4 protein-coding genes are annotated in these 18,122 nt (G+C 47.7%); all 4 read left to right on the forward strand.

Annotated features, from left to right (window positions below; genetic code table 11):
* Nucleotides 1-233 precede the first annotated feature (233 nt).
* The 4 genes from KKG35_03010 to KKG35_03025 are packed head-to-tail and all read left to right on the forward strand — an operon-like array spanning nt 234 to nt 18,118.
* Nucleotides 234-3,083, forward strand: a complete 2,850-nt coding sequence (locus KKG35_03010; protein ID MBU1737084.1) for a DEAD/DEAH box helicase family protein — start codon at nt 234-236, stop codon at nt 3,081-3,083.
* Nucleotides 3,083-7,810, forward strand: coding sequence for a hypothetical protein (locus KKG35_03015; GenBank protein ID MBU1737085.1), 4,728 nt, complete (start codon nt 3,083-3,085; stop codon nt 7,808-7,810). The genes KKG35_03010 and KKG35_03015 overlap by 1 nt, the downstream gene beginning before the upstream one ends.
* Nucleotides 7,811-15,427, forward strand: a complete 7,617-nt coding sequence (locus KKG35_03020) for a hypothetical protein (protein ID MBU1737086.1) — start codon at nt 7,811-7,813, stop codon at nt 15,425-15,427. It begins immediately after the preceding gene.
* A 9-nt stretch (nt 15,428-15,436) separates the two neighbouring features.
* Nucleotides 15,437-18,118: a DEAD/DEAH box helicase gene (locus tag KKG35_03025; protein MBU1737087.1), complete on the forward strand. Its 2,682-nt coding sequence runs from the start codon at nt 15,437-15,439 to the stop codon at nt 18,116-18,118.
* Nucleotides 18,119-18,122: the final 4 nt, after the last annotated feature.

Here is an 18,122-nt window from a genome sequence, read left to right on the forward strand (position 1 = left end):
AGTCTGTGTCAGGAATCTTGGTGATATTTTTTAAGTATAAAGTATCCTGAATTTTCTATTTTTAATTTATCGAGGGTATCCATTCTGGGGGGCTTTTTAGGCTAAGATTCAGCTTGAAGACATCCAACAACAACGGACTTTTCAACGCTGATAAGTTTGGTCTGGGTAAAACAATAGAGGATGGTTTGAACTCAATAGTTATGGATTATAAATAGAATCTATCGTGAGGCAAGATGGACAACGCCGTTAATGTAATTGCTCCCGGAGCAAGGATTGTAGTCAGGGATGCCGAGTGGTTGGTCAGAAAGGTTGACAGAACTTCCTCTGGTGGTCAGGCCATATCCGTAGTAGGGATAACTGAACTGGTTAAAGACAAGGAGGCGATATTCCTCGATGAGATCGACACTGAAATTGAAGTTCTTGATCCGGTTGACACCAAGTTAGTTCCAGACACCTCAAGCTCGTTCCAGAAATCCCTTCTATACATGGAGAGCTTGTTGCGGCAGAAGACGCCTACAGATGAAAACCTGTATATCGGCCACCAAGCTGCCATGGATTTAGTCCCCTATCAGCTTGATCCTGCCATCCAGGCCCTGAAACAACCAAGACAGCGTATCCTGATTGCCGATGCCGTTGGACTGGGTAAAACCTTGGCCTGTGGCATTCTGGTCAGTGAGCTTATCCGTCGCGGACGAGGTAAACGGATCCTGGTTCTGGCGGTGAAGAGCATGCTCACCCAGTTTCAGAAAGAGATGTGGAGTCGTTTCACAATTCCCCTCGTCAGATTGGATTCGATAGGTATTCAGCGAGTTCGTTCCCGTATCCCCACAAATCACAATCCGTTTTACTATTACGATAATGCCATTATCTCCATCGACACCCTGAAGCAGGATTCCGAATACCGTACCTATCTTGAGAGTGCCTACTGGGACATCATTGTCATCGATGAGGCGCATAACGTCGCGGAGCGGGGCAAGGGCTCTTCTCTAAGAGCTAAGTTGGCCAAACTTCTTGCCAGTCGGTCCGACACACTGATAATGCTCTCCGCTACTCCCCATGATGGCCGGGCAAAAAGTTTTGCAAGTTTGATGAACATGCTGGATCCAACAGCTATTGCCAATCCTGAAGAATACGGCCCAGAAGATATCAAAGGACTTTTTATTCGTCGTTTCAAGAAAGATATTCAGGGCCAGGTTGAGAAGGCTTTTAAAACAAGAGAAATCAGCAAGGCCTATTGCCAGTCATCCGCTGCGGAAGAAGCGGCCTTCGATGTCTTCGCCGACCTGAAGTTCCAGAAACCTGATCAACGGCGGGGTGCAGGGCAGCTTTTCAAAACTACCCTGGAAAAGGCACTTTTTTCAAGTCCAGCAGCTTGTCTCGTCACTATCAAAAATCGTATTGCCAAGCTCCAGAAGAATCCGGATAAGGACGATCTGAAGGACATTACCAGCTTGGAAGAGCTTGCTGATGCAGTTGGGCAGATCACCTCCTCAGGGTTTGCCAAGTACCAGAAGCTGCTGTCAGTTATTCAGGATAAGCAGCATGGTTTCGGATGGACAGGTAAGGATAAAGAAGATCGCCTTGTCATCTTTACCGAAAGAATAGAAACCTTGAAGTTCCTTCGCACAAACTTACTGAAAGATCTTTGTTTGAAAGATAACCAGGTTGATATTCTTCACGGGGGTCTCCCCGATGTAGACCAGCAAAGGATTGTCGAAGATTTTGGCAAGGAGGAAGCGCCTGTTCGCCTGCTCATCGCATCTGATGTCGCCTCCGAAGGCATCAATCTCCATTATTTGAGTCATCGTCTTGTCCACTTTGATATCCCCTGGTCGCTGATGGTCTTTCAGCAACGTAATGGCCGGATCGATCGTTACGGGCAGGAGGAGACGCCATATATCCTTTACCTTGTGAATCAGAGTGGCAATGCGAAGATCAAAGGAGACATGCGAATCCTTGAGCTTCTTATCAAGAAAGATGACGAGGCGGTAAAGAACATTGGTGATCCCGCCGCCTTGATGGATGTCTATGATATCGATGAAGAGGAAAAGATCACCGCTGCAGCGATAGAAAAGGGGCTTAGCGACAAAGATTTTGAAAATAATCTTGATAAGAACGCTGCAACTTCTTTTGATCCCTTAAAACTGCTGATGGGTGAGGAACTGCCTTCGGGCAGGGTAGATAGCCAGGAACAGACCAGAGAAATGCCATCGCTTTATGTCGATGATTATAACTACTTTAAGGAAGCCACGGGCTATCTGAAGCAGAAGAATGATCTTAATATCTTTTTCGACGATATTAACCGTGAGGCCGAGTTCCCCATCCCCAAGAGTCTCAAGTCTCGTCTCCGGAACATCCTGCCCCGGGAAGTCTGGCCAGAGAAAGATGTCATGGTGCTTTCTGCCGACCCGGATGAAATCCAGAAAGAGATCAGGCGCAGCCGCAAAGACGAAAATGCCTGGCCACGCAAACAATTTCTCTGGCAACAGAACCCGGTCTTTGGCTGGATTAATGATATGGTTATCGCGGAATTCGGGCGGCACGAGGCTCCAGTCCTGTCTTTGCAAGGTGCCTTGTCTCCAGGAGAGACGGTGTTCATTATTTCCGGACTTATTCCTAACCGTAAAGGTCACCCTCTTGTGCATCGCTGGTTCGGGGTAACTTTCGATGGTAACACCTTTCACCAAACCGAGGACTTTGAAAAAATCCTCACCAGAACAGGACTGGGCAAGAGGAGCTTCCCCAATCCCGGTAAAGATGTTGATCTGGATTTTCTGAAGAGACTTCTTCCTGAAACTGTCAAGCAGGCAAAGCAGTTCATGAGTGACGAGCGGAAAAGTTTTGAGGAGCTGATCAATCCCAAATTGGAAAAGCAGCTGAAGAACCTTGAAAGACTCAAAAGTAAGAAATTTGAGCAGTTGGAGCTTTTTTATACGGATAAGAAACAAAGCAGTAAAAAAGATCAGCAAAGAAGAGAGGCCGAAAAGGTTTTTAAGGAGTTCTGGGCCTGGGTCGAAGATACCATGACCACCGAAGACAACCCCTACATTCAGGTAATAGCAGTACTGAAGGGGGTAGAGTAATGGCGATCGACATTACCGGCATCAATAACGAGAACGAGTTTTACACCCACCATTATCTTGCGGCCATTCTGGAGAGTGACCTTAAAGATGTATTTAGCGAGTGGAAACGTAAAGAAGACGATGAAGCCATAAAGCCGCCCCATAAGTTGCTGGGCGGTCTAAGAAAGAATTTTTTCTCTGCTCTCAGTCTTTTGGAGAAGGAACGCGATGTTGGCGAGAGGATCAGCATCCAGAGAGGATTTACCCGTGAGTTACTGGAGGTTCTAGGCTATCAAAGCCACTGTCGAACGGCAGAACTTGATGACGCCGGTTCCGTCCCTTTGCTCGGTGGTATCAGCAAGGCAGACGGGTCTCCTGATCTGTGGATCATCGAGGCCGTTACTGGCCATGGCGAAGAGGCTGATCCGTTAGAGTTAATGCTTTGCGAGGAACAGTATTCCGCCAATGATGAGGACGCAGCAAAGTTTCTGGAAGTCTCTTTTGAAGAGATCATCACCCGGCATATCTTCAGCATGACGGAGCCCCCCCGCTGGGTGATACTGGTCAGTTTTTCCCAGCTGCTCCTGGTCGATCGCACCAAATGGCATGAGAAGCGCCTGCTCCGCTTTGATCTTCGGGAGATTCTTGATCGTAGAGAAACGTCAACACTCCAGGCCACAACCGCACTCCTGCATAGAGATTCCATTTGCCCAAAAGATGGGATGCCGCTCCTTGATACCCTGGATGAGAACTCTCATAAACATGCCTTTGCCGTATCGGAAGACCTGAAATACTCGTTGCGCAGGGCTATTGAGCTTCTGGGAAACGAGGCGGTCTATTATCTGCGGGAAAAACTCCATGAAAAGATATACGGCCGGGACATGGCCCAACAGCTTACCCGAGAGTGCCTCAGGTATATGTATCGGCTGCTCTTCCTTTTCTATATCGAAGCCCGGCCGGAACTTGGCTATCTGCCTGATAAGTCTGAGGAGTATCGCAAGGGGTATAGCCTGGAAGCCCTTCGTGATCTTGAGATGGTCCAGCTTAACACTGAGGAAGCAATGGGCAGATTCTTTCTCCATGAATCCATCCAGACCCTTTTCAGGTTGTTATATGAAGGCTTTCGACCAAAACAGCGTGATATGTTCGGTAGTCATGAACATCATACTTTCCATATTTCTCCATTAAGAAGCCATCTCTTTAATCCGGAACAGACCCCGATCCTGAACAGGGTTAAGCTTAGGAATTTTGTTATGCAGGAGATCATCGAGCTGATGTCTCTTTCCAGAGCAAAGAAGGGAAAGAACACAAGGCGTGGTCGCATCTCTTATGCTCAATTAGGTATCAACCAGTTGGGCGCTGTATATGAGGCCCTGCTTTCCTACCAGGGTTTCTTTGCCGAGACAGAGCTCTATGAAGTCAAGAAAGCCGGGGAACAGTATAACGAACTTGAGACTGCCTATTTCGTTAAACCGGAAGACATTGAGCAGTATACGAAAGACGAAAAGGTCTACCACCAGGATGGTTCTCTGGTCAAATTTGAAAAAGGTACCTTTATCTACCGGCTGGCGGGAAGAGATCGTGAGAAGTCCGCTTCTTACTATACGCCGGAGGTCCTGACCAAATGCCTGGTCAAATATGCCTTGAAGGAACTACTCAAGGGGAAAACCGCAGACGAGATACTCGAACTCACGGTTTGTGAGCCCGCCATGGGGAGTGCAGCGTTCTTGAATGAGGCGGTCAACCAACTTGCCAAGGCCTACCTGGATCTGAAACAGAAAGAGATCGAACAGGTCATTACCCATGATGAGTATCCGAAAGAGCTGCAGAAGGTGAAGATGTATATCGCCGACAATAACGTCTACGGTGTGGATCTGAATCCGGTGGCGGTGGAGCTTGCCGAGATCTCCCTCTGGCTCAACACCATTTATGAGGGGGCCTTTGTCCCCTGGTTCGGTATGCAACTGGTCTGCGGTAATTCGCTTATTGGTGCGCGGAGGCAGGTTTTCTCCACAAAATTCCTCAAGAAGGAAAAGAAGTCCGATTCTCTTTGGCTGGATGAGGTCCCGGTGCGGGTGATGCCGGGAGAAGAAAGGAAAGCGGATACGGTGTACCATTTCCTCCTGCCAGACAAAGGCATGGCTGACTATAAAGACAAAGTCATTAAGGAGATGGCTGGAGAAGAGATCAAGGCCATCAATGAGTGGCGGAAGGACTTCATCCAACCTTTCTCGAAAAGTGAAATCGAACAGCTCAAGAAACTCTCCACTGCGGTGGACAAGCTCTGGAAAAAGCATACGGAGATGCAGCGCCAGATTGACGACCGCACAACCGACCCACTCCAGGTGTTCGGGCAGGAGAAGCCGGAAGAGAAATTCCGGTTGAGCACCACGGAAGACAAGGACCGCATCTTTCAGCAGGAAATATTCTCCAAAAATGTTGGTAGTTCGAGCCCATATCGACGTTTGAAATTGGTGATGGACTACTGGTGTGCTCTCTGGTTCTGGCCCATAGAAAAAGCGGAGATGTTGCCAAGCCGAGCGGAGTATCTTTTTGATCTTACCCTGCTGTTGGAGGGGAATCTCTATGACTCCGGGGCAGATGAAAAGGGTCCTCAACTGCTTTTCCCTGATACAAGACCCAAACAGCAATCTCTGACCATGATTGATGAGTTTGGATATGTGAATGTGGATAAGTTGTGTGAACAAAACCCTCGCTTGGGCTTGGTTCGAAATATAGCTGACAGGTACCGCTATATCCATTGGGAACTTGAATTTGCCAATTTGTTTGAGAGTCGAGGTGGTTTTGATCTTATATTGGGGAACCCTCCATGGCTGAAAGTGGAATGGAACGAAGGTGGCATAATGGGTGATGTGGAACCGCTTTTTGTTTTGAGAAAATTCTCCGCTTCAAAACTTGCTGAAATGCGCCAGATCACCGTTGGCAAATATAATCTCCGTGAAGTATATCTTGCCACCTTCGAAGAATCTAATGCCACCCAAAATTTTCTCAACGGGTTGCAGAACTATCCATTGCTCAAAGGTATGCAGAGCAATTTGTATAAATGTTTCCTCCCACAGTCATGGACTTACAAAAAAAATGATGGAGTTAGTGCCTTTCTACATCCTGAAGGAATTTATGATGACCCCAATGGTGGAATATTCAGAGAAAATGTGTATTCCCGACTCAGTTATCACTTTCAGTTTGTTAATGTCAAAAAACTTTTCTCAGAAATCCTCCACTGGGTAACATACTCTATCAATATTTACAGGAAATCAAACGACTCTCCTGATTTTATAACATTAGCAAACCTCTTTTTGCCAAGGACAATAGACGATTCGCTACAGCACCCTGGATTAGGTACTGTAGGCGGGATCAAGGATGGAAATGACAAATGGAACATCACCGGTCATCTCGCTCGAATCATCTCTGTTAGAGAAGAAGAGCTTGCTCTGTTTGCCCGCCTCTACGACGAAACAGGAACACCGCCTCTCCAGGCAAAGTTGCCGGCCTTGCACTCTCGCCAGCTTGTTGGCGTGCTTCGTAAGTTCGCCGCACAGCCTAAGCGGCTCGGAGATATACAGGAAGAATATTATACGACAGTAATGTGGGATGAGACTAATGCTGTCAAGAAGGATCATACCATTCGTAGGGAAACGAGGTTTCCGGAAAGTCCAAGAGAGTGGATTCTATCCGGGCCTCATTTTTTTGTCGGTAACCCATTGTATAAAACTCCAAATCGCATTTGCAGAAAGCACCATGAATATGCATCCCTTGACCTTACATCCTTGCCTGATGATTATTTGCCACGTACAAACTATGTGCCGGATTGCGATGAGGGAGAATATAGACGACGGACACCTTTTTTAAAAAGTACAGAAAACAGGAGGCAAGGCACAAAAGTCCCGGTAACAAATTTTTACAGGTTGGTCTACAGGGGAATGCTTTCACAGTCAGGTGAACGTACTCTTACAGGAGCAATCATTCCGCCTGAAGTTGCGCATATTAACGGAGCACAAACAACCGCCTTCAGTAATCTACAAAACCTGCTAAGCGCTGCATCAATTGGATTTTCTTTGGTTGGAGACTTTTACATTAAATCCACAGGCCGATCTAATCTTCATTTTATCTGGGAAAATCTTCCACTACTCGATCTATCTCAAGATATGGCTATACGTATTTTAACACTTTCCTGCCTTACCAATCATTATGCCGGCCTTTGGCAGGAATGCTGGGATGAAAATTTTCTAAATACTCGATGGGCCAAAATCAACTCTCGTCTTCCTAACACCTTCTTCGCTAACCAGACCCCTGTCTGGCAACGAAACTACGCTCTGCGCTCTGACTATATACGGCGACAGGCATTAGTGGAGATAGATGTATTGGTTGCCCAAGCGCTGGATATTACTTTAGATGAATTGAAAACCATCTATCAAATACAGTTCCCAGTCCTGCGCCAAAATGAAAACGATACATGGTACGACCAAAATGGTCGCATCGTCTTCACCTGCTCGAAAGGCCTTCCTGGTGTCGGCTTTTCCCGCCCTGAATGGAATGAAATCAAGGAAATGCACTCCGGCACCGTCTCCCGCACCATCATCGACGACACCCAACTCGGCGGTCCTGTCGAACGAATCATTACCTATGAAGCCCCCTTCGACCGCTGTGACCGGGAAAAAGATTATGAAGTCGTCTGGTCTGAGTTTGAAAGACGCTTCAAGGAATCCGGGGACAAGGGGCAGGTATAAATGGCCGGATATATTCATGACCCTCTGCAGATCATTAACCTTATTGCGGACAACCTGCGTGACCGCTACAAGAGCGGTTTCCCTGTTCTCAAGGAAATCATCCAGAACGCGGACGATGCCGGCTCCACTGACGATCCTATCCAGCTTGAATTTGGACTTTCCCGCGGCATCTCCAATGCCGAACACCCACTCCTGAAAGGCCCAGCCCTTTATTTTCTCAATAACGGTGCTTTTGCAGATACGGATTACAAGGCCATCCTTTCTTTCGGCCTGAACCGTAAGGCCATCGAGCAGTCTTCCATCGGCAAGTTCGGCCTCGGCATGAAGAGTGTTTTTCACTTCTGCGAAGCCTTTTTCTTTCTGGCCCAAAACAAGGACAGGGACTATACAGAAATTCTTAATCCATGGTCCGGCGGTGATTTATCCTCCTTTCAAGATCACAATGACTGGGACAATTTTTCCACCTCCGATGCCGGTTTGATCCGTGACCATGTTCAACCCGTTATGGAAGAGATGGACTTAAAAGGGTCTTCTTTTCTGCTGTGGCTACCATTGCGGCAAAAAAAACACCTACTGGTGAATGGCAAAGAGGTTGGTAGCATTATTTCTGAGTTTCCCGGAGACAACGATCATCTCCTTTCTTTTCTTGATCAGCAAGAACTTGCCCAAAAGATCGCCTCTCTACTGCCTTTATTACGCCGAATCAACAGTATCCGTTTCTGGCATGCCAACGGTGACGCCACTGTGGCTTCTCCGCGCTTTCAGGTCTCCATGAAAGGGGCAAGCCGCATCGGGTTTGCGAATGGAGAATACCAGTCGAAAGACCTCGAAGGGGTTGTTCACTATCAGTATAACGGCATGGAAGATAATTTGTATGCCCTGACTTATTCTGGCCAGGAAAAACTTCTGGAGATCCCTGAGCTGCTTTCACTTCGGGAGTCCCCTCTCTGGCCCAAGAGTTACGTTCGGGATGATCTTGGTAAGAGCCAGGAAGCGCCGGATAAGGCACGGGGACATGGCGCGGTTATCTTCTCGCGCTCCAATGAAAAAGAACAGGGCCGGTTAAAGATCCGCTGGGCGGTTTTTTTGCCGGTGGATGCTGCCAAGGAAGAAGTTGCCTGTGCAGGTGAAAGTTGCTACCGGATTACCTTGCACGGTTACTTTTTTGTTGATGCCGGACGGGTAGACATCGAAGGGCTACAAGATGGCGCCGATCAAGTCGATCTCACTGCCGTTCCTCAAAACGAGGTAGAATTGCGGCGGGTCTGGAATATCCGGTTAGCCAGACAGGGAACCCTGCCGCTCGTCCTCCCTGCTTTGGAGGCTTTTATCGCCAAGGCACGCCTTTCCGCCGATGACATCTGGAATCTCAGTGAGGGAATAGAGAAGTCTAAACTTTTCAAGCGGCACAAGGAAAGTATCTGTGCAAGTTCCTCCTGGACTTGCTGCCTGAACCAAAAGGGACGGGAATGGTGCATCCTGCCCGGTGATCAGGAAAATCTCCCCTTGCCTGGTCCACCACTATCTGCTCCCGAGCGGCCATGGAAAACCCTTCCCAAGCTGGAATTACTCCAGGAGCGTGGTATTGCACTCCTTCTAAAGGATGCCCCTCATCTCCTTGCCCGTTCTTTGCCACAATGGAACGAGGCAAATCTTTTAGAAGTATTGTCTCTTCCGGAAAAAAAAGTCTTCACAGATCAGGGTTGCCTTGATTATTTGCTTCAATTCATGGCGGATCCTTCCATCAAGCCGTTTTTGACTGTAGGCAGTTTACAGCAAAGATTGCGACAGATTGCCAACCATGCCTTTATTGCTCTGGGAACCGATCTACGCCAACATAGAAAGAAGGTTCAGGAATTTGTCTCCTTCATCCTGCCGGAAAGTCGCTTCGCCTTGAAACCGGATGCGCCGCAGGTTATTCGCGAGTTGCAGCAGTGTAAAACCGGAGTGCTGATCCTGGCAAACGAATTTGACTCGCATGATAGCGCCGGGAATGCTCGTCTTACCATTGAGGACGCCTTTACCCTACTCGAGAAGCTCCATGATCTGATTACCCGCTACGAACATCGTAATGAGCAGGAAATAATCAAGCATTGCCGCACCATTGCCAAGGAAATCCTGCAAGGCCAGAACGAGGAGCAACGCCGGACGCTTCTTGTTCAGGCTGATGGGCTGAAAATCCTTGAAGGTGTAGATTGTATTAAGCGAAAGGTTGTGGCCTTGTCACCAGCTGATCTGAAAGATCGCTACGACAATCAGCTTCTCTTCCTATATTCCCAGGGAACGACTTCATCCCAACGCTTGGGACTAGCCTTGAGTTTGCAAAAGGCCGTCCGGGAACCTGTTGTGTTAACAAGTCGTGAAACGATAAAATTTGTGTTTGGAGAAAACTGTAAACTCACTCCATGCACGGCTGATGGGGTTCTTGATTCCCTTGGGTCTGAAATCCTGCCATTGCAGACAATTGACAACAGACGTCAACTGCTCCCGGATGTGGCAGGGGCCGATCTTGACTTGCCAAGACGGGTTCGTGGGCTGAGATATCTTCTTCATGGCCTTGAGGAGTATTTTGATGACGATGAAACACTCTGGGTTTCGGGATACGACCAGAGTCCTGTCTGGGGAAAACTCTGGCAACAGCTTGAAAGCCACCATGAGGACGGCTGGAACCTTTTGGATAGAAAGCTGGTTGAGGAGATCCCGCCAAACAAGTGGCCGAAGCTTGCGATCCGTGAAATCAAACCGGACGGCATTCTGGAGGAACTTCGCATCAAAGGGCCAGGAAGCATAACCGGCGATCTATTCATCCCCGATGAGCGTGATGCTGTCTTGCGCGAACTTGTCAGTGATGAGGAACTCTGGAAGAATCTGCCGTTCCACGAAACGGTCATGGGGAATCTGGTATCCATCAGCGCCGAAAAATCATACCTTGAAAGCAGTATTCTCCTTCCTGATGAGTTGCACAATAGCGCTGATATCATCAAGAGTTCAAATGACTCTGCGATTAGAAGGCAGCAGAAAGAATGGCTTACACCCCTTTCCAAAGAAGGTGTCATTCGGATTGTTATGCAACATGAGGAACCGGCCAAATTCTGGCGGCTGGTGATGGACAACCTAGAAGCCGGAACCAGTCTTATTCGCAGCCCCTTGCTCCGGGATACTCCCTGGCTGCCTGACAGTAATCTTGTTTCGGTGAAACCCTCGGATGTGCTGTGCCTGGAGAACATGCAGGATGAAGTGGACAGACTGCTGGTGGTTGCCCGAGGAGCTTTCTGGTCTCCTGGCAAGCTGCTAGACGATCTGCAGCAGCACCAATCCTTTGCGCTCCTAAAAGAACACTCTTTTGCCATAGGCCAGGAAGGCTTTGAGAAACTGGCGCTGCTTCTTGGCGAAACCAGCGAATATCATGTGGGAACAATCATCTATCAGGAAGATGATTTTGACCGGATCGTCCGGATATGTGCCCGATTCCCGGTTCATCTTAGCCTACCTGGCTGGGTCTTGCTCTCCTGCGCTCTGGACAACTCGAAAGAAATGGCGAAGGAATTTCTTTTGACCGAGATCATGCAACCGATTGAAGGTGAGCGAATTGTCGCCATCCTGAACTGGCTGCAGGAAGAACATGTCAAGGTGGGCAAAGGCGTAAAGAAAGATTTACTTGCCTCCTTTAATTCCTATCTGGCTGCCTTGGTTAACATAGAGGGTGGGACGGACATCATATCCAGACTATCATTGCTCAACCGCGATGGTGATTGGAAACCGGCAAAGGAACTTTGTTCCGAGGCTGAAGGGGTGGCAGACAGTCATCTCCTGGATGATGAACAGAAACGTATTTTACGGAATATTATTTTTCATGCTGATCGCCAGCAGGCTACAGAAGATGAAAAAATTCCAAGTAAAAGGGATCTGCAACCGGAAATTACGGCTTCCGCTGATCAACTTGAAACATTTTTTTCTGAATGGGAGGGACTTGTCGCCCCTGAAATTATTTGCGCATTTCTCTCGCTTCTCGGGGATGACCCTAAGATGTTAGCCCTGGCGGAAAGATACCGAGGCAGGCATTCCGTGAATTGGGTGCGTGATAATATCCCTTGGCAGATTCATCACCGTAACGATGAACTGAATCGCCAAGAGTGGCTGTATGGGCTGAATCAACATCAGGCTATGGCCCAGCATCGTTTTATAATCCGCTGCTCTGATGGCGACATGGTCCAAACCTGTTCCATTCTTGGTGGAGAAATAGAGGTTCCCCTGAAGAGCCGTTTTTCTACGTTGATAACCGGCGGCCTTTTTTATGAGTATCCCGACGGACAGATCAACAACGTGCGTATTTCTTTGCGACGCCCATGTGTCGAGGATCTCTCTCCGACAGAGCTTTCTGGGGTGCTTAAGGCTTCAGCTGAATATCTCCTTAAAAAGGCTTTTAACCAGCGAGATTACGACCTGGGGCGGCTTTGGGAGGAGCTAGATCGCTCGGAACAACTCGATATCCGCATCGCTCAGCAACTTGTCCTGAACCATATTCCCTTTTATCTGCGTCAAATGGGTTGGCATAAGCACCCCATTCTTCAGAATCTCCTGAATCAATGGGATGATGCTTGTCGTAACAAAGAAGAATATTACGAAACCAAAGATAAAAGAGATATTTATGATGGCGAGATACGGGATGTTCTTAAAAAAATACAAGAGCTGTTAAAAACGGATGAAGATGTCCAAGCTGCTGTCTTGAATGCGGTGCGGACTAAGATCGTTGATTTTCAATATTCGACTGCCAGTATTCCTTTCGAGCTATTTCAAAACGCCGATGATGCTGTAGTCGAGCTAGCCATGATGAAGGCCTACCCCAAAACTCCGGCTGAGATGGGTGATGAAATTCTCCCCGACCATGTCAGACGTTTCCTGATAATTGAACAGGACAATTCTTTGCTGATAGCCCATTGGGGTCGGCCGGTCAACGAGTTCGGTAGTGCGGGTTTCCCCGGTAGGGAAAGAGGCTTCCATCAAGACCTCGAAAAAATGCTGGTACTCTCTTCATCTGATAAGTCGGAAGAAGGTAAGGTGACTGGAAAGTTCGGTCTGGGATTTAAGAGTGTTCTGTTAGCCAGTGAAAGGCCCAGGTTGTTGAGCGGCAGACTGGCAACGGAAATCATAGCAGGTCTCTGCCCAATTCTGCTCAAGGATTCGGCGCAGCTTCGCAGCAAGCTCCATGAACTTTCTCCGGATAGGAGATGGCAGGGAACTCTTCTTGAATTACCGCTAAAAGATAGTACGCCACAGGAAATCATGTCGCCCTTTTCCCAGCTGGCAGGGGTCATGACCATCTTTTCAAAACAGATCCGCCGGATCGATATTCATGGCAACACCAATCAAGCCTGGGAGTGGGCGCCGGAGAAGATTTCCCTGGCTGACGATGCATGTCTTGAACTTGGTCAATTGCCTATGCCGGAAGGGCTGCACCAGAGCGGGTTTGCTGTCTATTTCAAACTTCATGACGGTGGAATACTCCTTGCCGTAGGGCCAGAAGGCTTCCGGGTGTTGCCGGTTGAATTGCCAGCTATCTGGGTTGTTGCGCCAACCAGGGAAAGTGAGGGGCTAGGGTTCGCCGTCAACTGCATGTTTGACCTGGATGCCGGGCGTGCCAGACTCGCAGGTAACAGTAACGTAAACAAACAAAAGGCACAGAACCTTGGCAGATCATTCGGACAGGCCTTACGAAAACTCTATGGGATGTCTCTGGTGCAATGGGATGATTTGAAAGCCAATTTTCGTTTTGAGGAGGATCTTACTACTTACGATTTTTGGGCAACGCTATGGAAAGTAATCGGCGAAGGCATACAGGCCCGTGGAAGTGAAGAGGTAAGTAACCTGGTGTCACAATTGTTCTGTGGTGACAATGGACTCGGGTATCTGATTTCGCACGAAGACGCCATGCCAAATGGACTCTGGAATAACTATCGAACATTGACCAGGCCGGATAAAATCCAGGTTGTCCTTAAGGGAAACCTGGGGAATGCCTTTATCTTCAAGGAACTCGTTGAATGGGAGTTTTTCCGCAATTTCCTTGGGGCCCCGGAATCGGTGACAACGGATGCTGTTTACACTGTTGCACGAAAGGTATTCCCCGCTCTTGGCCAGGCAAAAAGTCAATGGCGATCAGTGCAGCTTGCTGATGTACTCCGAAGTTTTTCTGAAACAGAGAAGGAAATTTCACCGGACACAGCCGTCATTTTAGGCAGATTATTGAACCACGATGCTTTGAAGCACGAAGATTTTGAAAAAGAAAAAGAATTAATAGGGCAAGCCTTGCACTCCTTTTTATTCAAAACTCAGGATGCTTCTTTTCACTCTGCCGATGAAATTCTTGTTCTTCAAAAACACAGCCAGGCTAACCCGGATGAAGCAAAGCGAGCTGCATTTGCCCCTGAAAACCATATTCTCTTCAGGGAATATCAAGGTACAGGACTGGATTTTTTCTTTTCGTGCCGGGAGAAAATTTCCATTCCGCTGGAGAAGATGGCCCAATGGGTAATTGATGCGGAAGGGAATGAGAAAAAGGAAAAAGCTTTACTCTATCTTCTTGAAGGCGAGCATGGCGAAAAAGTTGCGCATCTTTTGAGGGAAAATGGGATTAATGGAACGTGGTTAAGGGAGTTGAGGCCTAATTCGTTGATATTCACCGGCTGGAAAGATGATGATATTACCGAGTTGCTTTTAAGAAAATTACCTTCCACAGTCGAGCTACTTGATTCAAATAGAGGATGGGATGAAGAAGCTGATATGGACGACATCCCAGCCCCCCTTGATCCAGGTCTCGCCCTTAATAAGATTTGGGACTGGTGGGCGACAAATAAGAACGACCTTTTGAAAAGGTATTACGATCACACTTTTCCTATGGGAGCTATTCCTAGTCTGCAAGTGGATGATGTCGGGCAGACAAATCGCTCATCCTGGCTGATATTATTTGTTCTTGCCCATCTCCACACCATGGGCCGCCAACAAAACTACCACCACCGAAGCTTTATAGAGTTATGCATGAGTAAGGGGTGGTGGCAAACTTTTGCAGCGAAAAACCCGCAAGGCAGATCTGATGAATGGATGAAGGTTCTAGATGAATATATAGATGAGCAGATTGACAGCAGTTCATACGAACATTGGATGAATCGCTTCCCAGCAATCTACCGCATTGCAAGGGGGATTGACGATTATACAGAGCTGTTACTGAGCCTAGATAGATATACAGGTAAAGATAATATTGGGAAACTTTTACAGCCAAGTGCAAATTCTCAATATCAGGGTGGAGGAATAAGTGCTCCCCCGATCAACAAAACATTAGGGTATGGGATCTGTTTTGCTATTAGAGAATTGAGCCGTTGTGGTGTCTTGAAAAATGAACACGTCACCCCCTATTGCTATGTCCCCGTTAAGAGAGTGCGAGGGTTATGCCTACTGCTTGATAACAAAGAGGTCGGCGATGTTCCTTTTGAATCATCTCGCCTCATCCACCAAATGCTTTGTCAGTATCTTGGACCGGAAAAGGCGACTTTTGAGGGATGCTTCGACATCCCACTGCAAATCCTTTCTGAAGATAAAGACTTGCTGCAAGAAATGCTCAAATAGGAGAGAATTATGACCAACTATGCCGTTGGACAGACAGTCTTACACCCACAGTTTGGTTCCGGGCATATTGAATTCAGTAAGGGCGAAACCGTCATTGTCCGTTTCAAGCACGGTCTTGAAGAGTGTGTTGTTGATTCTCTACAGACCAAATTAGGCGTTAAGGAAGGCATCGAATCCGGGCAGCTTGCACCCGCTCAGGAAAGCATTTGCCGCGTTCTGGCAGAATCAATTGTTTCGGTGAATGATAATTGGGGGGTGTTTTCTAAATCCAGGATCGCCCTTTTGCCTCATCAGCTCTGGGTGTGCCATCGTGTTCTACGTCAATGGCCAGCCCATTTCCTGGTTGCCGATGATGTCGGGTTAGGAAAAACCATCGAAGCGGGCCTGATCCTCTGGCCGCTGCTTTCGAAAAATCTGGTCAAGCGGCTCTTGGTTATCTGCCCTGCATCACTCGTTGAACAATGGCAATACCGGCTGCGTGACATGTTTGATATCCGCCTTGCCAGGTACTTGCCGGAAGCGGATACACCGCGTGCTGATTTTTGGAATACCCATAACCAGGTTGTCGCTTCCATGCAGACCCTCCGGGATGACCGTAATGATCGTCATCAACGCATCTTTGAGGCGGAACCATGGGATCTCCTCATTGTTGATGAGGCCCATCACCTCAACGCAGATAAAGATAAAGGAGGCACCTTGGGATATAAGCTGGTTGAAGGACTTGTCCGAGAAAACCTCACTCGGTCAAGAATCTTTTTTACCGGTACACCTCATCGAGGCAAAGACTACGGTTTTTTTGCTCTCTTGCGTTTATTGGAACCTGACCAGTTCTCTCCTAACAGGCCCATCGAAGAACAACTTCCATATCTTCGCAACGTGATTATTCGCAACAATAAGCAGAATGTCACCGACATGGAGGGCAACAAAATTTTTAAACCGATCAGTGTTTCTTCAGAAACTTATTCCTACACCGAGGAAGAGGCCGCATTTTATAACCTGCTGACCGAGTTTATTGCTTCAGGAAGGGCATATGCCTCGAACCTTTCGAGCACCAATCAAAATGCTGTAATGCTGGTTTTGATCTCGATGCAGAAACTGGCTTCCAGCTCCATAGCTGCAATTAGAAAGGCCTTGATTGGCAGACTCTTCAGGCTCAGACAGGCGGGAGACAATCTGCAAGTTGCCAGGGAACGCCAGGATATGATCCGCCAGATTCTCGACTCCGCCGACGAGGCAAATGTATCGTCGCTTACCGATGAGCTGCAACGTCAGGAAGAGATAATCGCCGAGATTTCATTTTCTTTGCCGTTGATGGAAGATGAAATTCCCCAGCTTGAGATCCTGGTTGACCGGGCTGAAGCTGTTACCAGGGAAACCAAAATAGAAAAAATAATAGAAGTGCTTGAAACGCGTTACGCTGATCGTGCTGTGCTGTTTTTCACTGAGTACAAAGCGACCCAGGCGCTTTTGATGTCGGCGCTCATGAAGAGATTCGGTGATGACTGCGTGACCTTCATCAATGGTGACCACCGCATAGAAGGCGTGGTCGGATTAGATGGCAATCCGAGAACAATTTCCCTGCAAAGGGCCGATGCTGCCGATCAGTTTAACGAGGGCAAGGTCCGTTTTCTTGTCTCCACCGAAGCAGCAGGGGAAGGCATTGATCTGCAGGAATCCTGTTATTCTCTCATTCATGTCGACCTGCCGTGGAACCCTATGCGCTTGCATCAGAGGGTTGGGAGACTCAACCGTTATGGTCAGAAGATGCCAGTGGAAGTTATTACCCTGCGAAACCCTGCCACGGTTGAATCTCGGATTTGGGGTAAATTAAATGAAAAAATCGCCAGTATCATGCGTGCCCTAGGTGGAGCTATGGACGAACCGGAGGATTTGCTGCAACTGGTTCTTGGCATGACTTCTCCCACCCTGTTTACGGAGCTGTTTGCCGCTGGTGCGGCAGTGAGTGAAGATCGTTTGGATAATTGGTTTAATACAAAAACACAAACCTTTGGCGGTAAAGACGCCATTGATACAGTCAAGGCTTTGATCGGCAATTGTTCCCGCTTTGATTACCAGGATTTGAAAAAGATTCCTCCAAAGGATCTCGAAGATCTGCAGCCATTCTTTGAGGCCATGCTTTCTCTGAACAAAAGACGGGTGCTGCGCGAGGATTCCGGGTTGGCTTTCAAAACACCGGATGAGTGGCTGAAGAATGCCGGTATCAGACAACGCTACGAAGGGCTTCTTTTTGAGAGAAATTTAAGGGGTAAAGATGCCGCATTACGGGTTGTTGGAGTTGGACACAAGGTTTTTGATCAGGCAATATTACAAGCTACTGACTTTGATGCCTGTTTCACCTCTGTTACCGGCTTAACTGAAGCGGTATCAGTATTTAAAATTTATGACAGAATAACTTCCCAAGACGGTAATATCCGCCAGATTATCGTTGGTGTTGAAGCCGGAAGAGAGGAATTGGTTCAAGATTGGCAGCTCATTGATTTAATGAACAATATTTTAAAAACCAAGAAACTGGAGGCGGGTAGCCCTGCTGATTACGAGAAGGAAAAGTTGCTTCGCTTTATTACAGAGGCTGAGGCGGTTGTCAAAGCAAAGATGGATGAGTTGAACACTCCATTTAATATGCCGGAAATAAAACTTTTAAGTCTGTTCATCCCGGCAGCGGGAAACTAAGGAT

This window comes from Pseudomonadota bacterium (assembly GCA_018823285.1).
Lineage (GTDB): Bacteria > Desulfobacterota > Desulfobulbia > Desulfobulbales > JAGXFP01 > JAHJIQ01.

What these genes read in the sequence shown, in the direction of transcription:
- KKG35_03010 (MBU1737084.1), top strand. Translation starts at nt 234, where the DNA reads ATGGACAACGCCGTTAATGTAATTGCTCCCGGAGCAAGGATTGTAGTC.
- KKG35_03025 (MBU1737087.1), top strand. Translation starts at nt 15,437, where the DNA reads ATGACCAACTATGCCGTTGGACAGACAGTCTTACACCCACAGTTTGGT.
- KKG35_03020 (MBU1737086.1), top strand. Translation starts at nt 7,811, where the DNA reads ATGGCCGGATATATTCATGACCCTCTGCAGATCATTAACCTTATTGCG.
- KKG35_03015 (MBU1737085.1), top strand. Translation starts at nt 3,083, where the DNA reads ATGGCGATCGACATTACCGGCATCAATAACGAGAACGAGTTTTACACC.